The sequence below is a fragment of the Ruegeria sp. R13_0 genome, from assembly GCF_017743995.1.
Lineage (GTDB): Bacteria > Pseudomonadota > Alphaproteobacteria > Rhodobacterales > Rhodobacteraceae > Ruegeria.
Genome location: NZ_JAGHRB010000011.1, coordinates 142,204 through 157,961, shown reverse-complemented (window position 1 = coordinate 157,961; position 15,758 = coordinate 142,204). Strand labels below are relative to the sequence as shown.

Genomic DNA, 15,758 nt, shown 5'->3' with positions numbered 1-15,758 from the left:
ATGGGGCGCGGACAGGAATGGAGGGATTACATGATCCACAAGAATTGGGCAGAATTGATCAAGCCGACCCAGCTGGACGGCAAGCCGGGCAACGACCCTGCGCGTCAGGCAACCCTGGTTGCTGAACCGCTGGAGCGTGGCTTCGGTCTGACATTGGGCAACGCGCTGCGCCGCGTCCTGATGAGCTCGCTGCAAGGCGCGGCCATCACCAGCGTTCAGATCGACAACGTCCTGCACGAGTTCTCGAGCGTGGCGGGCGTACGTGAAGACGTCACCGACATCATCCTGAACCTCAAAGGCGTATCCCTGCGCATGGAAGTCGAAGGGCCCAAGCGCCTGTCGATTAATGCCAAAGGCCCCGCAGTTGTCACCGCTGGTGATATTAGCGAAAGCGCTGGTATCGAGGTTCTGAACCGCGATCACGTCATCTGCCACCTGGATGATGGCGCCGACCTGTTCATGGAACTGACCGTCAACACCGGCAAAGGTTACGTCTCGGCTGAGAAGAACAAGCCCGAAGATGCACCTATCGGCCTGATCCCGATCGACGCGATCTACTCGCCGGTCAAAAAGGTTGCCTATGACGTTCAGCCGACCCGTGAAGGTCAGGTTCTGGACTATGACAAGCTGACCCTGAAGATCGAAACCGATGGTTCGATCACGCCGGAAGACGCGCTGGCCTATGCTGCGCGTATCCTGCAGGACCAGCTGTCGATCTTCGTAAACTTCGACGAGCCGGAATCGGCTGGCCGCCAGGACGAAGACGATGGTCTGGAGTTCAACCCGCTGCTGCTGAAGAAAGTGGACGAATTGGAACTGTCGGTCCGTTCGGCAAACTGCCTGAAGAACGACAACATCGTCTATATCGGCGATCTGATCCAGAAGACCGAAGCCGAGATGCTCCGCACCCCGAACTTCGGCCGCAAGTCGCTGAACGAGATCAAAGAAGTGCTGTCCGGCATGGGTCTGCACCTGGGCATGGATGTCGAGGACTGGCCGCCCGACAACATCGAAGATCTGGCGAAGAAATTCGAAGACGCGTTCTAAGCGCGTCTTCCCCAATGCCCGGGCTGCCGGGGACTATACGGGCACTTCCGCCCCAAGGAGAGCCGGTGACACGCATCGCCGGCCAGACAAAGCAAAACGCAAGATAGGAATTGAAAAATGCGTCACGCACGTGGTTACCGCCGCCTGAACCGTACTCATGAGCACCGCAAGGCTCTGTTTGCAAACATGGCTGGCTCGCTCATCGAGCATGAGCAAATCAAAACAACTCTGCCCAAGGCAAAAGAACTGCGCCCGATCATCGAAAAGCTGGTCACTCTGGGCAAGCGCGGCGACCTGCACGCTCGTCGTCAGGCCGCAGCACAGCTGAAAGAAGACAAAGACGTTGCAAAGCTGTTCGAAGTTCTGGGCCCCCGCTACGCCGAGCGTCAGGGCGGTTATGTCCGCATCCTGAAAGCTGGCTTCCGTTATGGCGACATGGCTCCGATGGCGATCATCGAATTCGTTGATCGTGACGTCGATGCCAAAGGCGCGGCCGACAAGGCCCGCGTTGCAGCCGAAGAGGCCGCAGAAGAATAAGAAAGCCTACAGCTTTCAAAAAAGAACCCCGCGTCCTCGACGCGGGGTTTTTCTTTGCGCAGTACAAACTGTTTGCTCTGCGCGACCAAGATGGGCTTTCTCATACAGCGACAAGCTTGCCGTCTCGCAATTCCAGCCTGTCTGGGGCAAGCGCATCGCGAAATGCAGGAGAATGGCTGACCAGAAGGATAGCCTGAGGCAGCGACTGAAGGATCTCAAGCAGCCGCGCCTCGTTCTTGGTGTCCAGAGCATTGGTCGGCTCATCCAGCAGCAGGGCCTGCGGCTCCATCGCCAGAACCGTTGCCAGCGTGATCAGACGCTTTTCACCGCCTGACAGTTTATGCGTGGTCCGTTCCTTCAGATGCATGAGGTTGAGATCACCGAGAACGCGATCTACAATAGCCAAGGCCTCGTCGCGCGTCTTGCCGAGGTTCAGTGGACCAAAGGCAATGTCCTCGGCTACTGTGGGGCAGAACAGCTGGTCGTCGGGGTCTTGGAAGACAAGCCCGATATGGCGGCGCACTTCATGGAAATCTGCCTCGGCCTGTCTTGGTTTGCCAAAGACGGTCACCGCACCCGAAGACGGCCGCTGCAACCCAAGTGTGATACGCAGAAGCGTCGATTTCCCGGCCCCGTTCGGCCCGGTCAATGACAGGCGTTGTCCGGCCTCCAGCCGCAGGTTAGCACCGTTTAGAACCGGTGCTTGTCCGGGATAGGCAAAGCAGATGTCGTCCAGCGCGATGAGTGTCATGCGAAGTCCACTAGGATCAAGGCGAGGCAGAGGGCCCCTAGCCCGGCAGCAAAAACGATATCCCGGCGGGTCAGGGTAAAGTCCTGCAGCAACAGCATCTTGCCCGAAAACCCCCGACATTTCATCGCGCCGAGGATACGTTCAGATCGTTCGATGGCCCGGACCAGCATCATCCCAACCAGATAGCCAAAGCTGCGATAGGTGTGCCAGTTGGTACCGGGGCGGAAGCCTCGGACTTTCATAGCTGCGCGGAGGCGTTGGTATTCCTCATGCAGGACGTCGATGTAGCGGATTGTGAACATCAAAAGATGCACGAGTGTTTCCGGACAGCGCAGCCGGTGCAGGGCATGGCCCAGGGTGACAGGCTCCATCGTGCCGACCAGAACCATCAGGGTCAGGATCACGGCATTGGCGGTCAGCGCGATTTCCACGGCTTTCCAGAGCCCCTGCCAGCTGGCTGGAAACCCCCAGATGGTAAATATCGGGTCGCCGGGCATGGTGAAGGGCAGGAGGACCAGCATGAAGATGATGAAACTGTCCATCATCGCCATCCGTTTGAGCGTTTTGCGCCAAGGTAGTCGGGACAGCATCAGCAGAGCCAGCGCGATCATCAACGCCGCCGCAAGAGCGGGCAGGGTGGATAGGGAGACTACAACGACCGCAAACAAAACGGACATGACGATGCGCACGCGCGGATCAAGCGAGGTGATCATCCCCCGTTGACCGACCGTGCCAGCTTCGGCCAGCGTCCGTTCCTGAGGTCCCAGTACGTGTGCCATCAGCCTGCCAGTTTCCTCCGAGCCGCGAGGTAGAAGCCCAGCCCGAACAGGCCAAAGATGTAACCGATGCCGCCTAGAATGGTCTGGAGGTCGTTATGTTCGCGATAGGCGGCCATTTCCCGGCGCAGGGGGAGTATTTCGTCACGGACGGCTGCTGCGATAGCTTGACGCTCCTCATCACTGAGAGAGGCCACTGTGACGCCCTCCGAGGCGGGCGTAGGCTTGGGTGACGCTGCAGGCGTGTTCTGGACGGCGACGCCCATGATCTTGGCAACGTCATCGGCGGGCATGGTGACCTCGGCCACGTGACCGGCGCCAAGGTCGGCAAAGAAGGTATGGGCAACGGGTGCGGTGGGTATGTAGATGAAAAACCCGTCGGCGTCGGTCGTGGCCCGGCCCAGCTCGACCCCGTTTGGATCAGTCACCACAACCTCGGTATCGGTCGCCATGGTGCCGTTGGAGAAGCCGATTTCCCCTTCGATCGCGTCACCGGATGCAAAGACCCCGGCAATCACCTTGTGGGCCAGCGCGGGCAGAGGGGCCGCGCACAGGGCCAGGATGAGGGCAAGCTGTCTCATGTGGCGGGCCTTGTCTGGAACAATTCGGGTTTGACCTTTCGCGCCAGGAGGACGGCAAATCCGGTCAGGACGGCCTCGATGACCATCACGGGCATATGCGCAAAGAAGACCAGCTTGGCGGCGGGGAGGAATTCGTCCCCTGACAGGGCCAGTGAGATGCCCACCATGACGGTCGTGGCCGCAATGGCAAAGGCACCGCCTATGCCGCCCCAGATCGCGCCATGGATCGGCGAGCCGCGCCCGATCAGGGGCCGGAACAGCAGCCCCGCCAGAACGGCCGGAAAGGCGATGTTGAGCGCGTTGATCCCCAGCACCGTCAGCCCGCCGAAGCCGAAAAAGACCGCTTGCAGCAGTAGACCTACAAACAGGGCCGGGAAGGCGGCCCAGCCGAGCAGAAGCCCGGCCAGACCGTTGAGAATAAGATGCACCGACGACGGCCCAATCGGCACGTGGATCAGAGAGGCCACGAAGAAACTGGCCGCTAGCACCCCTGCTGTCGGGATGCGGTCCAGATCCAGCGACCTGAGGCCCATGGCAACCCCACCAGCGGCGGCAACGGCTCCGCCGATGACGACCGGGTTGGACAGGGCTCCGTCGACGATGTGCATTGGGGGTTACTCCATGTCCCAGGCGCGGATCCAGATCACCGCGTCCTGGCTCAGCTCTTTGCCTTCATGTTCGGTTTCCGGACCAGAACCCAGCGCGGCAAAGCCCCAGTATCCGGCTTTTGGGACGCCGAAGGAAAAATAGCCATTGGCGTCGGAAATGGCGACAACGGCGCCACCTGGCATCGGCGAAACGGTAGGTTCGGACGAGGCTTGGCTGTCAAAGCTGGGCTTGGCGGCCATGTATTCGATCTCGATCTCAGCGCCGGCAACCGGTTCGCCATTTGCCAGAACCTGTCCGGTGAAGGTCGAGCCGGCGATGACGTTGTGAGGCTTGTTCAGCGGCACGATCTCGGTCGCCAGACCTGCGGGGTTCATCCAGTCGGTCGGCAGTTCGTTGCGGTTCAGGAATGCCTTGGTGATCTGCTGGATATAGATATCCTCGGATTCCTCATAATAGGGCTGAGGCACCGTGACCATCACATAGTCGCCCGAACGCTTGACCGGGACAGAACCTTGAAAGGCCGCGCCTTCGTTTTCGGGGCTGGAAAACCGGATCGGTTCCAGCGTGTCCAGTAGGTCGGTCTTTTCGCCATTGTGGATCACGTAGAATTCCTGCGGTTTTTCCAGATCCATGACATGGCCGTTTTCAAACGGGTGCCAGAAGATCAGCTTGACCGGCACGTCGCCCGGTGCCTCAATCAGCGTGTCCGTGGTGTATTCCAGCAGAAAATGCGCCTGTGCCATCGCTGGTAATGCCAGTGCAGCAGCCGTGCAGAATAGTTTCTTCAAAAGGTCTTTCCTTCGTCCTTCGTGCCAACCCCGGCACGTTTTCTTATTTGACTTCGGGACGAACGGAGCCATTTGCCCCAAATGAGGGCATCGGCCCAATGCGCACCCCGGCATCGGTGACACACCCTTTCCGAGGGTGCATATCCGGCAGGTCTCCTGACTTGCGGGTCAAAGCATGGGGCTGGCCTTCCCGGGTGAAACCCAGTGGCGTGTCAGCCCTGCTCACCGCCTACAGTTGCGGGGGCAGTTGCGGCATTGGGTGGATCAGAATTCCCCGCACCGCATTCCCTTTTCTCCGGGCGAACCCGGAACCGGACATGAGGACGCTGATGGCAGAGATTCCCATCACCGGTCAATCTCTATTTAAGACTGTAGCGATAACATCTTGTCGATAGGATGGGATGTTACCGTTCTGCCCACTGGGCATTGCAGGCACGCGTGCAAGCGACGACAAGAGAATGCGCGCGCTTACAACGTAATCTGGACAACAGAAGCAGATGCATGCATCCTGCGCTGCGTCAGACTCCGGCGTAGCGCGCTTGTGTTCGGCGCCCTATTCCCCACAAGCCCCGGAGGCCTAATGTCTGAGATCAAACAAGGCGACACAGTTCGCATCCATTATACTGGCACGCTGCTGGACGAGACCGTCTTTGACAGCTCGGACGGGCGCGATCCGTTGGAGTTCGTTGTCGGTTCGGGCCAGATCATACCCGGCCTGGACAGTGCGATGCCAGGACTGGCGGTTGGTGACAAGAAGCGGGTCGAGATTGCCTGTGTCGACGCTTATGGCCCGATCAACCCGGCGATGCGGCAGGACATCCCGCGTGAGGGTATTCCGGATGACATCCCACTAGAGCCGGGAACTCAGTTGCAGATGCAGACCCCCGATGGTCAGGCGCTGCCGGTCACGGTTGTTGAGGCGAACGAGGCCACGGTGACGCTGGATGGCAATCACCCACTGGCTGGGCAGGACCTGATTTTCGATATCGAGGTTGTCTCGGTGAACTGAAGGCTTGGGGTTTTAGCCCCAAAGCCCGTCAAGCGCTGCACGGACCTGCGGTTGCGTGAAGAACACGAACAACACCAGCAATGTGGTCAGCGTCAAAAGCAGAACACGGGCGCGGGGGCTTAGGAACCCCGTTTTCCGTTTGGTCTGGGTGCCACGCGTATTGCTGGCAAGGATCTGGTCGGTTTTGCTCATGCCCATATCCCTGACGCCGAAAGATGGTCAAATCTTGGCGGCGTCTGGGAAAGATATGGTCACATGAAATCCGGCTGTGGCATTCCAAGCACGTGGAAACCGCCATCCACCCGGATGATCTCTCCCGAGGTGCAAGCCCCGGCGTCCGAGGTCAGGTAAACCGCTGTGCCGCCAACGGCCTCCAGCGTAGCGTTCGAGCGCATGGGCGCATTCTGGTCGCAGAACTTGTAGGTCTTGCGCGCACCGCCGATTGCAGCCCCGGCCAGGGTCTTCATCGGACCGGGCGAAATCGCGTTCACACGGATGCCTTCGGGGCCGAGGTCGTTGGCCAGATACCGGGTCGCCGATTCCAGCGCGGCTTTGGCAACGCCCATGACGTTGTAGTTCGGAACCACACGGTTCGAGCCTTGGTAGGTCAGCGTCAGCAGCGAGCCACCATTGTTCTTCATCAGCGGATAGGCGCGGCGGGCGACCTCGATGAACGAGTAGGCCGACACATCCATCGAGTGCTTGAAATTCGCCCGTGTAGTGTTCAGAAACCGGCCTGTCAGCTCGTTCTTGTCCGAATAGGCGATTGCATGGACGACAAAGTCGATGGTGGGCCAGCGTTCGCCCAACTCGCCAAAGGCGCGGTCCAGCGAGGCGTCGTCGGTGACATCCGCATCCACCATGAAGTCGCTTCCAAGGCTTTCCGCCAATGGCTGCAGACGTTTCCCGAACGCGTCGCCCTGATAGGTGAAGGCCAGCTCAGCCCCTGCTTCGTGCATCGCTTTCGAGATACCCCAGGCAATCGAACGGTCATTGGCGACACCCATGATCAGGCCGCGTTTCCCTTTTAGAACTTCTGACATCTCGTTCACCCGTTATACTTTGACAGGACCATGGATCCGTTCGTGCCACCAAAGCCGAAGCTGTTGGTCATGACCGAATCCAAACCTGCATTTTCAACCACTTGAGTTGCAATTTCACCGGGCTGGATGCCTTCGGCTAGTGTGTCGACATTGATCGACGGCGTTATGAAATCATTGTCCAGCATGAGCAGGCAGAAGATCGCCTCAAGCGCGCCGGCCGCGCCCTGTGCGTGCCCGGTCATCGACTTTGTGGATGAGATCGGAGGTACCTGACCTTCGCCAAAGATGCGACGCACTGCTTCAACTTCGCCCACGTCCCCGACCGGGGTCGAGGTGCCGTGCGCGTTGATGTAACCAACCTTGCGGCCTTCGGGCAGGGTCGACAGAGCCAGACGCATCGCGCGCTCACCGCCTTCGCCAGACGGGGCAACCATGTCATGACCGTCCGAGGTTGCGGCATAGCCGGTCACCTCGGCGTAGATTTTGGCGCCGCGCGCCAGCGCATGGTCCAGATCCTCAAGCACCACGATGCCGCCACCACCCGAGATCACGAAGCCGTCGCGGTCCTGATCGAACGCGCGCGAGGCTTTCTGCGGCGTGTCGTTATACTTCGACGACATCGCGCCCATCGCGTCAAACAGGCAGGAGAGGGTCCAGTCCAACTCTTCTCCGCCACCTGCGAACATCACGTCCTGCTTGCCCAGCATGATCTGTTCCGCGGCGTTGCCGATGCAATGCAGCGAGGTCGAGCACGCCGAGGTGATCGAGTAGTTGATACCCTTGATTTTGTAGGCGGTGGCAAGGTTCGCGGAAATCGTGGAACACATGCATTTCGGCACGGCAAAAGGCCCGATCCGCTTGGTCGCACCGTTCTTCAGCACCGTCTGATGCGCGGTCAGCATCGCGCTCGTGGACGGCCCGCCGGACCCGGCAACGAGTCCGGTGCGCGGATTGACGACCTGTTCCTCGGTCAGTCCGGAATCGGCAATTGCCTGTCCCATCGCGATATGCGCGTAGGCCGCACCCGGCCCCATGAAACGCAGGGTGCGTTTGTCCACGTGCTCGGACACGTCGATCTTGAGCGACCCGGCGATCTGGCTGCGAAAGCCGTGTTCGACCATCTGCTCATTGGCCTCGATGCCGGATTTGCCTGCTTTGAGCGAGGCGAGAACCTCTTCGGCATTGTTCCCGATCGAGGAGACGATCCCCAAACCGGTGACGACGACGCGACGCATATGCGTTCTCCTGTGTTCCGTTCCTGTTGGCGTAGTGTCCGCTGGCGTCAGCTTTCGGACAGTGCAACCTTCATATCTTTGACTTGGTAAATCACTTCACCATCCGCTTCGACACGGCCATCCGCGACCCCCATGGTCAGACGGCGTGTCTGTACGGCTTTGGTAAAATCAACATAATAGGTCAGCATCTTACGATCCGGGCGGACCATGCCGGTCAGCTTGACTTCGCCCACGCCCAACGCATAGCCGCGCCCCTGCCAGCCGCGCCAGCCCAGGTTGAATCCCGTCAGCTGCCACAGGCCATCCAGACCCAGACAGCCCGGCATGATCGGGTTGCCGGGGAAGTGGCAGTCAAAAAACCAAAGATCAGGCGTGATGTCGAATTCCGCAACAACATGGCCTTTGCCATGTGCGCCTCCGTCACCCGAAACATCGGTGATCCGGTCCATCATCAGCATCGGAGGGGCAGGCAATTGCGCATTGCCGGGGCCAAAAAGTTCGCCTCGCGCGCATTTCAGCAGATCCTCTTTGTCAAAACTGCTTGGGAATTGGGCCATTCTTGCCGCCTCTTCTGCCTTGGGTCCGTTCATTACATTTGGCCTCACCTAGCACCCGTATGCAAGGTCCTGCAAGAGCGGCGGTCAGATGATGTTGCGGCCCGGTTGTCTTTGCGAATGAATTTCATTTGAAATTGGTATCTTTGCGCCCCTATATATAGAAGCAGCAAAAATGGGTATCGGATTCATGACACCTCAGAGCCGTAAGATAGCTACAGACTGGTTGGAGAGCGCCGGATTGCGCCCGACGCGTCAGCGCGTTGCGCTGGCCGAGTTGCTTGTGGGCGATGGTCGTCACCGGCATGTCACAGCGGAAAGCCTGTTCGACTCCGCCAAAACCAAGGGCGACGCGGTGTCGCTTGCGACGGTTTACAATACGCTGCGCGCGTTCTGCGATGCGGGCGTGCTGCAAGAGATCACGGTGGATGGGTCGAAAAGCTATTTTGACACCAACACCCATGATCACCCGCATTTCTATTGGGAAGACGAAAGCCGGCTGAGCGATGCTCCGTCCGAAGAGTTGGTGATCCAGCGCCTTCCGCAGGCACCGGAAGGGGTCGAGATTGCCTCGGTCGACGTTGTTATCCGTCTTCGCAAGAAACCTCAGGTCTAGTTTCGGACAACGTATTAAACAGGACACGCTCCGCTGAGGCCAATGTGGCTTCGACGGGGCCGGTTCCGTGGCGCGCCAAGACGACAGGTTCAGCAGCGTCCTTGTCTAGGATTGGCAGACGCACAAGCGTTCGATTGTCGTAGCTCATCGAATTGTTGGGGCTGGCATAGCTGATTGCGATTCCTTCCCCATGGGCTGCGAGGCTGCGCTGAATCTCAAGCGTAGCGGCCCTGTGGGCGACCGTTGGGTTAAGGCACTTGCGCCGAAACAGGTTCAGGACGTGCTGCGCAGACAGCCCCTCTTTAGACAGGATCAGGGGTTCCAGTTCCAGATCGGCCAAAGTCACATTGTGGGCTGTTGCAAGCGGGTGATCGGGTGGGACCAAAGCATGCGGGACACTGTCGAACAGCTCTTGCCGGGTAAACCCTGCATCCATGCCAAGGTCATATGTGATCGCGATATCTGTTTGACCGTTGATCAGACCGTCCAGCAAGCCCTCGAAACTGTCCACGTGATAGGTGATGGTCACATCGGGCAGGGCAGTTTGCAGACTGCGTAAGGCCGAGGCCAGATGAAACGGCGCCAGGTCGATGAAACAGCCCAGCCGCAGGTGTGAAGACCCGTGCGGCGCATCTGTCGGATGTTCGATCTGCGCGGCAGAGTGCAACAGCTTTTCCGCCTGTTCGATGAAAAGGCGGCCCTGAGGGGTTGTGGTCATCGCCGCCCCCCGTCGACGCATGAACAGTGGATATCCCAGAAGCGACTCAACCCGTGTCAGAGCCGTCGATAGGGCAGGTTGCGAAACGTTCAGCGCATGGGCTGCGGCAGACAAGCTGCCATGGCGGCCGATGGCGCAGACATACTCGTATTGGCGCAGTGAGATATATAACATCACGTTAATTATTACTTCGAAAGATATGATTTGAACAGAAGGCTTTGTTGTCCTTTAAACGGGGGCAAGCACAAGGAGCACGCCATGCCACACCCTCTTGTTTCTCAGGACATGATCGACACCTACCAGACGGACGGGGTTGTTCTGATCAAAGGGCTTTTTGCTGATCACGTGGACGCGCTGCGCGACGGGGTTGCCGCCAATATGGCCGAGCCGGGACCCTATGCCTCGGACAACAAGAAAGAGGGGCAGACCGGGCTGTTCTTTGATGATTACTGCAACTGGACGCGTATCCCGCAGTTCCGCGAGGTGATCGAGACCTCTCCGGCGGCTGAGGTCGCGGCGGATCTGATGCAGTCGAAAACCGTGCAGATGTTTCACGACCATGTGCTGGTGAAAGAGCCTGGCACCTCGATGGCGACGCCCTGGCATCAGGATGGGCCGTATTACTTTGTCGAAGGGCAGCAGACGATCAGCTTTTGGTCGCCCTTGGATCCGGTGAAGCAAGCCACCCTGCGCTGTGTAGCGGGATCGCACAGGTGGGAGAAAGAGGTGCTGCCGACCCGCTGGGTCAGCGAAGAGGGGTTCTTTGCTGATGAAGGCCAGTACATTCCGGTCCCCGATCCGGATGCGGAAGGGATGAAAGTGGTCGAGTTCGAAATGGAACCGGGCGATGCAGTTGCGTTCAACTATCGTATCCTGCACGGGGCGCGGGGGAATCACTCGGACAGTCGACGTCGGGCGTTTTCGTTGCGTCTGGTCGGGGATGATGCGCGCTATGTTGAGCGTCCGGGCCGCACGTCGCCTCCGTTTCCGGGGCATGACATGACACCCGGGCAGCGTTTGCGGGAAGACTGGTTCCCGATGCTGCTGTCGCGATAGGGGGCTCTGCCGCCGCCTGCGGCGCCTCCCCCGGGATATTTTCAGCCAGATGAAGAGCGGATCAGAACCACTGGCCGGGTTCGATCAATCCCAGATCGAGCAGTTGGCGCGATGTCCATTCGAACGAGACGGAATTGTGCCAGCGGAAGCTGGAGATGTCGAAGGCTGAACCAGCGTTGCTTTTCAGAGCTTTGGCCGCCCGAAATGAGCAGATCGCAGCCGTCAGGTTGTGGTGCCATGGGCAGGCATAGGTGTTGTATTCGGCCTCGTTGAACGTGTGGTCGGGCTGCAGGATCAGGTCTTTGCGGGTTTTGAACAGGGCGATTCTGTCAATCCGGCGGCGTTCATAGGGGATGTGATCTTCGAACCGCCAGCGCAGGCCTCCGGACATGTCCAATTGGCGCTCGACAGGGTGGCCCGCGGGATCGTGGCGGGTGTGGGCATAGTACCCGGTGCTGTCGAGCATGGCCTGATCGGGGGCTACGCCGTTCGGGAACTGGGTCAGATCACCGGCATAGAGGTCGATCACGTGGCACAGCATTGCATTGCGGCGTTCCTCGGTGTGGAAGGCCAGCAATTCCCCTATGCTGCGTGTTTCGCAGAACGGGTAGAACAGGTATTCGGCGTTGTAGCAGTAGTACATCCAGACACTGGGCGCGGCTTTCGTGATGCGGTTGATCGCGTCGAACACCACGGTCCGGGGTGCGCATCTGAGCGTCACACGGTGGACGCGAGCGGACAGGTCGTCGCTGAGGGTGAATTCGGCGGGCATGAAAGCCACGACGGACTTGAACCCGAGGCCTAGATGGTGGTGCAGCGTGCTTTCGACCTCGGTCTCGTCTTCGGCGAAAATCAGGGCCACGGGGCCTTTGGACAGGGCGGATTGGCCTGAATTCAGAAAGCTGTCGAGGGATTCGTACTGCATCGCTGGTTTTCATTCGCGTCTTGCTGGAAAGTTTCGCCAAATTCGGGTAATTGCGCCGGCATTGCAAGCGGTGTCCGAAGCAGATAGATGACGCCGATCCAGCGACTGCAAAGGCCCGATCCATGTCTGAACCCAAAAAGCTGTTTATCAAGACCTATGGCTGTCAGATGAATGTCTATGACAGCGAGCGTATGGCCGAGGCCTTGGGTGGGCAGGGATATGTCGAGACCAAGTCGCCGGACGATGCAGACATGATCCTGCTGAATACCTGCCATATCCGCGAAAAAGCCGCCGAGAAGGTCTATTCCGAGCTTGGCCGGTTCAAGGGTTTGAAGGCGGAAAAGCCCGATCTCAAAATTGGTGTAGCAGGTTGTGTTGCGCAGGCCGAAGGCGAAGAGATCATGCGCCGTCAGCCTCTGGTCGATCTGGTGGTCGGGCCGCAAAGCTATCACCGTTTGCCGGAGATGGAGGCCAAGACCCGTGAAGGTGCCAAAGCATTAGACACGGATTTCCCCGAAGAGGACAAGTTCGAAAAGCTCAAGAACCGCCCCAAAGCCAAGCGCGGCCCGACGGCGTTTTTGACTGTGCAAGAGGGCTGCGACAAGTTCTGCGCTTTCTGCGTTGTGCCATATACCCGCGGGGCCGAGGTAAGCCGCCCTGCCGACCGCATTATTCGTGAAGCGCAGGATCTGGTCGAACGCGGCGTGCGCGAGATCACTCTGCTAGGTCAGAACGTCAACGCCTATCACGGTGCCGGTCCCAATGGCGACATGACGCTGGCCGGGCTCATCTGGGAGTTGAACAAGGTCGACGGGCTGGAGCGTATCCGTTTTACCACCTCGCACCCCAACGACATGGCAGATGATCTGATCGAGGCGCATGGCACCTGTGACAAGCTGATGCCTTACCTACACTTGCCGGTACAGGCGGGATCTGACCGGATCCTCAAGCGGATGAACCGTAGCCATACGGCGGACAGCTATCTGCGGCTGATTGAGCGTATCCGCGCGGCGCGTCCCGATATCGTGATGTCGGGGGATTTCATCGTCGGTTTCCCGGAGGAGACCGAAGAGGATTTCCAGGCGACTTTGGATTTGGTCGAGCAGGTCAAATACGGCTATGCCTACTCGTTCAAATATTCGACCCGTCCCGGCACTCCGGCGGCGGAACGTGCGCAGGTTGATCCGGCGGCGGCGGATGACCGCTTACAACGCTTGCAAGCCCTGATCACCAGGCATCAGCGCGAAATTCAGGACTCCATGGTCGGTCGTACTGTCGGCGTTCTGTTCGAGAAGCCCGGGCGGCTCGAAGGGCAGATGGTTGGAAAATCAGACTATCTTCACTCTGTCCACGTGATAGGGCCTGACCTGAACGTGGGAGATCTGCGGAAGGTGCGTATCGTGAAATCTGGCGCGAACTCACTGGCCGGGGAGCTGTTGCAATAAGGCGGTTCTTCGCGGGCATGTCGTGTGAGTACGAATATATCTAAAATTTACCCTTGATTTATGAATTGGAACTATGTTCCGAGAGAAGCCAAGTTTTCTGACGGGCCTCGACCGCTTGCGGAAAGTTTGATTTTGCCGATCACAAGCGTGGCGTCGATGGAGGGTATTGAGTGGCAGTTCTGAAGTGTAAGGGTCTCTGGTCTGTGTCGGTCGCAACTTTGGTGGCTTTTGGGGCCAGCGCGACGTGGGCGAGTGATCAAACGGGGGACATATCGGATCCCGAGGTGATCAGCGACAAGCGCTTCAGCGACGATGTCAGTGCCTTCTATCTCGGTGTGACGGCAGGGTATGGCGGCGGGGGCGATGATCGGTTCGGCCTGACAACGCCAACCGATACTTTTGCAATCGGCGATCAGGACATTAGCGGAAGCTATGGCGGTGTACGCGGAGGCTGGCGCGGCGTCCTGCCGGCTCGGGGTGGTCGTGACTATGTCTACGGATTTGAACTGGGATATGATTTCGGATCGCTGGACGACAGTGTGACCACCGTTGTCGGCTCTGAGACGGTTCAGGGCGGGTCAGAGGTCTCGGATATTGTCACCTTGCGATTTCGGAATGGCCTGACCAACCGTAGCGGGCGAATCCTTTATTTCGTCAGTGTCGGTTACGTTTGGGGTGACGTGGAGACCACTAACAGTATTTCGTCCACCACTGGCACGCAGTCATTTGAGGCCTCGGATCGACGCAACGGTTTCTCGCTTAGCATAGGTGCGGAACACTATCTGACGGAAAACTGGTCGATCACCGGTGAGTATGAATACGTCCAGTTCGACTCCAAGGATATTGAATTCTCATCGGGTTTTTCGACAAAATCCACTCCGAACTATCGCGGTCTGAGGTTCGGTTTGAACTACAAGTTCTAAACCGGAGCAAAGCGCCCAATCGGCGCTTTTGTCATCGCCGTGCGAATTTTTGAAACTGTGGCTTGCACCCGGTCCGAGTTCTTGTCTACGCTCAGGGTGAAACGCCAAGACAGGAGAACGGATTGGCCATCGGTGCCCTGACCCCACCGCAAGATGAGATGCCCCAGCGCGAGGCATTTGTAGAATTCCCCGACAACCGCTTGTTGATTGATTTATGTGGCGAATATGACCGCAACCTGACCGAGATCGAACAGAAGCTCTCGGTCCAGATTGTGCGCCGCGGCAATCAGTTAGTGGTGATGGGCGAAGAGGATTCGCAGAAAAACGCCATCGAGGTTTTGCAGGCCCTCTACACCCGTCTGGAAGGCGGGCGCGAGGTTGAAGCCGCCGATGTGGACCGGGAGCTGCGTATGGGAGGCTCAGAACAAGGAACTGGCAGTCGGGACGGCGACCAGCTTGAGATGTTCAAAGGCGGTACCGTTGAGATCAAGACCCGCAAAAAGCTGGTCGAACCCCGCACGGATGCGCAAAAAGCCTATGTGCAGTCGCTGTTCCAGAATGAGCTGGCCTTCGGGATCGGCCCGGCGGGTACTGGTAAGACATATCTGGCCGTTGCCGTTGGCGTGTCGATGTTCATCGGCGGCCACGTAGACCGCATCATCCTCAGCCGTCCTGCGGTCGAGGCCGGGGAAAAGCTGGGTTATCTGCCGGGCGACATGAAGGACAAGGTCGATCCGTATATGCAGCCGCTCTATGACGCGCTGAACGACTTTTTGCCCGGCAAACAGCTCGCCAAACTGATCGAGGAAAAGCGAATCGAGATTGCTCCTCTGGCGTTCATGCGAGGGCGGACGTTGGCCAATGCTTTTGTGGTGTTGGACGAGGCGCAGAACGCGACGACCATGCAGATGAAAATGTTCCTGACCCGTCTGGGCGAGGGCAGCCGCATGGTTATCACGGGTGACCGGTCTCAGGTCGATTTGCCACGAGGGGTCCAGTCCGGGCTGGCAGATGCCGAACGTCTGCTGAAAACGATCCCGAATATCAGCTTTAACTACTTTACTTCGAAGGATGTGGTGCGGCACCCGCTTGTCGCCGCAATCATCGAAGCGTATGAGGCCGATTCAGGGCGCGAGACAGGATAA

At 58.7% G+C, this 15,758-nt stretch carries 19 protein-coding genes and 1 riboswitch; of the genes, 8 read left to right on the top strand and 11 right to left on the bottom strand.

Features of this window, described 5'->3' with window-relative positions; translation table 11 throughout:
• The first annotated feature begins 30 nt into the window (after nt 1–30).
• Together J7394_RS15850 and rplQ are read left to right on the top strand one after the other, a co-directional pair.
• Nucleotides 31–1,047, top strand: coding sequence for a DNA-directed RNA polymerase subunit alpha (locus J7394_RS15850; RefSeq protein WP_170377644.1), 1,017 nt, complete (start codon nt 31–33; stop codon nt 1,045–1,047).
• Nucleotides 1,048–1,164: 117 nt separating this feature from the next.
• Nucleotides 1,165–1,584, top strand: a complete 420-nt coding sequence (rplQ, locus tag J7394_RS15845) for a 50S ribosomal protein L17 (protein ID WP_170334079.1) — start codon at nt 1,165–1,167, stop codon at nt 1,582–1,584.
• Between the two features lie 100 nt (nt 1,585–1,684).
• On the opposite strand, the gene J7394_RS15840 is transcribed toward rplQ, so the two are convergent.
• From J7394_RS15840 to J7394_RS15820, 5 genes are read right to left on the bottom strand one after another with little or no spacing between them, the layout of a single operon-like run.
• On the bottom strand, nt 1,685–2,335 hold the full coding sequence (locus J7394_RS15840) for an energy-coupling factor ABC transporter ATP-binding protein (protein WP_209254334.1): 651 nt from the start codon (nt 2,333–2,335) through the stop codon (nt 1,685–1,687).
• Complete coding sequence (cbiQ, locus tag J7394_RS15835) at nt 2,332–3,114, bottom strand: cobalt ECF transporter T component CbiQ (RefSeq protein ID WP_209254332.1); 783 nt, start codon at nt 3,112–3,114, stop codon at nt 2,332–2,334. The genes J7394_RS15840 and cbiQ overlap by 4 nt, the downstream gene beginning before the upstream one ends.
• Entirely contained in the window at nt 3,114–3,692 is a 579-nt protein-coding gene (locus tag J7394_RS15830) for a cobalt ABC transporter permease (protein WP_209254330.1), read from the bottom strand. The genes cbiQ and J7394_RS15830 overlap by 1 nt, the downstream gene beginning before the upstream one ends.
• Nucleotides 3,689–4,300, bottom strand: coding sequence for a cobalt transporter CbiM (gene cbiM, locus J7394_RS15825; RefSeq protein ID WP_209254328.1), 612 nt, complete (start codon nt 4,298–4,300; stop codon nt 3,689–3,691). Before cbiM ends, J7394_RS15830 begins: the two co-directional genes overlap by 4 nt.
• A gap of 6 nt (nt 4,301–4,306) precedes the next feature.
• Nucleotides 4,307–5,044: a DUF4198 domain-containing protein gene (locus J7394_RS15820; protein WP_247748263.1), complete on the bottom strand. Its 738-nt coding sequence runs from the start codon at nt 5,042–5,044 to the stop codon at nt 4,307–4,309.
• 173 nt (nt 5,045–5,217) lie between these two features.
• Nucleotides 5,218–5,420, bottom strand: a riboswitch (cobalamin riboswitch).
• A gap of 249 nt (nt 5,421–5,669) precedes the next feature.
• Here J7394_RS15820 and J7394_RS15815 point away from each other — a divergent pair.
• Nucleotides 5,670–6,098: a peptidylprolyl isomerase gene (locus J7394_RS15815; RefSeq protein WP_209254324.1), complete on the top strand. Its 429-nt coding sequence runs from the start codon at nt 5,670–5,672 to the stop codon at nt 6,096–6,098.
• Nucleotides 6,099–6,110: 12 nt separating this feature from the next.
• Here J7394_RS15815 and J7394_RS15810 read toward each other — a convergent pair whose 3' ends face one another.
• Genes J7394_RS15810 through fabA form a run of 4 tightly spaced genes read right to left on the bottom strand, consistent with a single transcriptional unit; the run spans nt 6,111 to nt 8,933 of the window.
• A complete protein-coding gene (locus J7394_RS15810; protein WP_170640503.1) occupies nt 6,111–6,290 on the bottom strand; it encodes a hypothetical protein in 180 nt (59 codons plus the stop codon).
• A 59-nt stretch (nt 6,291–6,349) separates the two neighbouring features.
• Nucleotides 6,350–7,141 (bottom strand): enoyl-ACP reductase, encoded by a 792-nt coding sequence (locus J7394_RS15805; RefSeq protein ID WP_209254322.1) that lies wholly within the window; start codon nt 7,139–7,141, stop codon nt 6,350–6,352.
• A 5-nt stretch (nt 7,142–7,146) separates the two neighbouring features.
• Nucleotides 7,147–8,376: a beta-ketoacyl-ACP synthase I gene (gene fabB, locus J7394_RS15800; RefSeq protein WP_170701522.1), complete on the bottom strand. Its 1,230-nt coding sequence runs from the start codon at nt 8,374–8,376 to the stop codon at nt 7,147–7,149.
• A gap of 47 nt (nt 8,377–8,423) precedes the next feature.
• Nucleotides 8,424–8,933, bottom strand: coding sequence for a bifunctional 3-hydroxydecanoyl-ACP dehydratase/trans-2-decenoyl-ACP isomerase (fabA, locus tag J7394_RS15795; protein ID WP_170378117.1), 510 nt, complete (start codon nt 8,931–8,933; stop codon nt 8,424–8,426).
• Nucleotides 8,934–9,120: 187 nt separating this feature from the next.
• Here fabA and irrA point away from each other — a divergent pair, with 187 nt between their 5' ends.
• Entirely contained in the window at nt 9,121–9,546 is a 426-nt protein-coding gene (gene irrA / locus J7394_RS15790; RefSeq protein WP_170378119.1) for an iron response transcriptional regulator IrrA, read from the top strand.
• On the opposite strand, the gene J7394_RS15785 is transcribed toward irrA, so the two are convergent.
• The gene (locus tag J7394_RS15785) at nt 9,515–10,438 is read right to left on the bottom strand and encodes a LysR family transcriptional regulator (protein ID WP_209254320.1); all 924 of its coding nucleotides are present in this window, start codon (nt 10,436–10,438) and stop codon (nt 9,515–9,517) included. The genes irrA and J7394_RS15785 overlap by 32 nt on opposite strands.
• An 84-nt stretch (nt 10,439–10,522) precedes the next feature.
• On the opposite strand from J7394_RS15785, the gene J7394_RS15780 reads away from it, so the two are divergent.
• Complete coding sequence (locus J7394_RS15780) at nt 10,523–11,320, top strand: phytanoyl-CoA dioxygenase family protein (protein WP_209254318.1); 798 nt, start codon at nt 10,523–10,525, stop codon at nt 11,318–11,320.
• A 61-nt stretch (nt 11,321–11,381) separates the two neighbouring features.
• Here the strand turns inward: J7394_RS15780 and J7394_RS15775 are convergent, their stop codons facing one another.
• Nucleotides 11,382–12,245: a hypothetical protein gene (locus J7394_RS15775; RefSeq protein ID WP_209254316.1), complete on the bottom strand. Its 864-nt coding sequence runs from the start codon at nt 12,243–12,245 to the stop codon at nt 11,382–11,384.
• Nucleotides 12,246–12,367: 122 nt separating this feature from the next.
• Here J7394_RS15775 and miaB point away from each other — a divergent pair, with 122 nt between their 5' ends.
• The 3 genes from miaB to J7394_RS15760 all read left to right on the top strand — a co-directional run bounded on the left by miaB (nt 12,368) and on the right by J7394_RS15760 (nt 15,758).
• On the top strand, nt 12,368–13,690 hold the full coding sequence (gene miaB, locus J7394_RS15770; protein WP_209254314.1) for a tRNA (N6-isopentenyl adenosine(37)-C2)-methylthiotransferase MiaB: 1,323 nt from the start codon (nt 12,368–12,370) through the stop codon (nt 13,688–13,690).
• A gap of 170 nt (nt 13,691–13,860) precedes the next feature.
• Nucleotides 13,861–14,613 (top strand): outer membrane beta-barrel protein, encoded by a 753-nt coding sequence (locus tag J7394_RS15765; protein WP_209254312.1) that lies wholly within the window; start codon nt 13,861–13,863, stop codon nt 14,611–14,613.
• Nucleotides 14,614–14,735: 122 nt separating this feature from the next.
• On the top strand, nt 14,736–15,758 hold the full coding sequence (locus J7394_RS15760; RefSeq protein WP_170691052.1) for a PhoH family protein: 1,023 nt from the start codon (nt 14,736–14,738) through the stop codon (nt 15,756–15,758).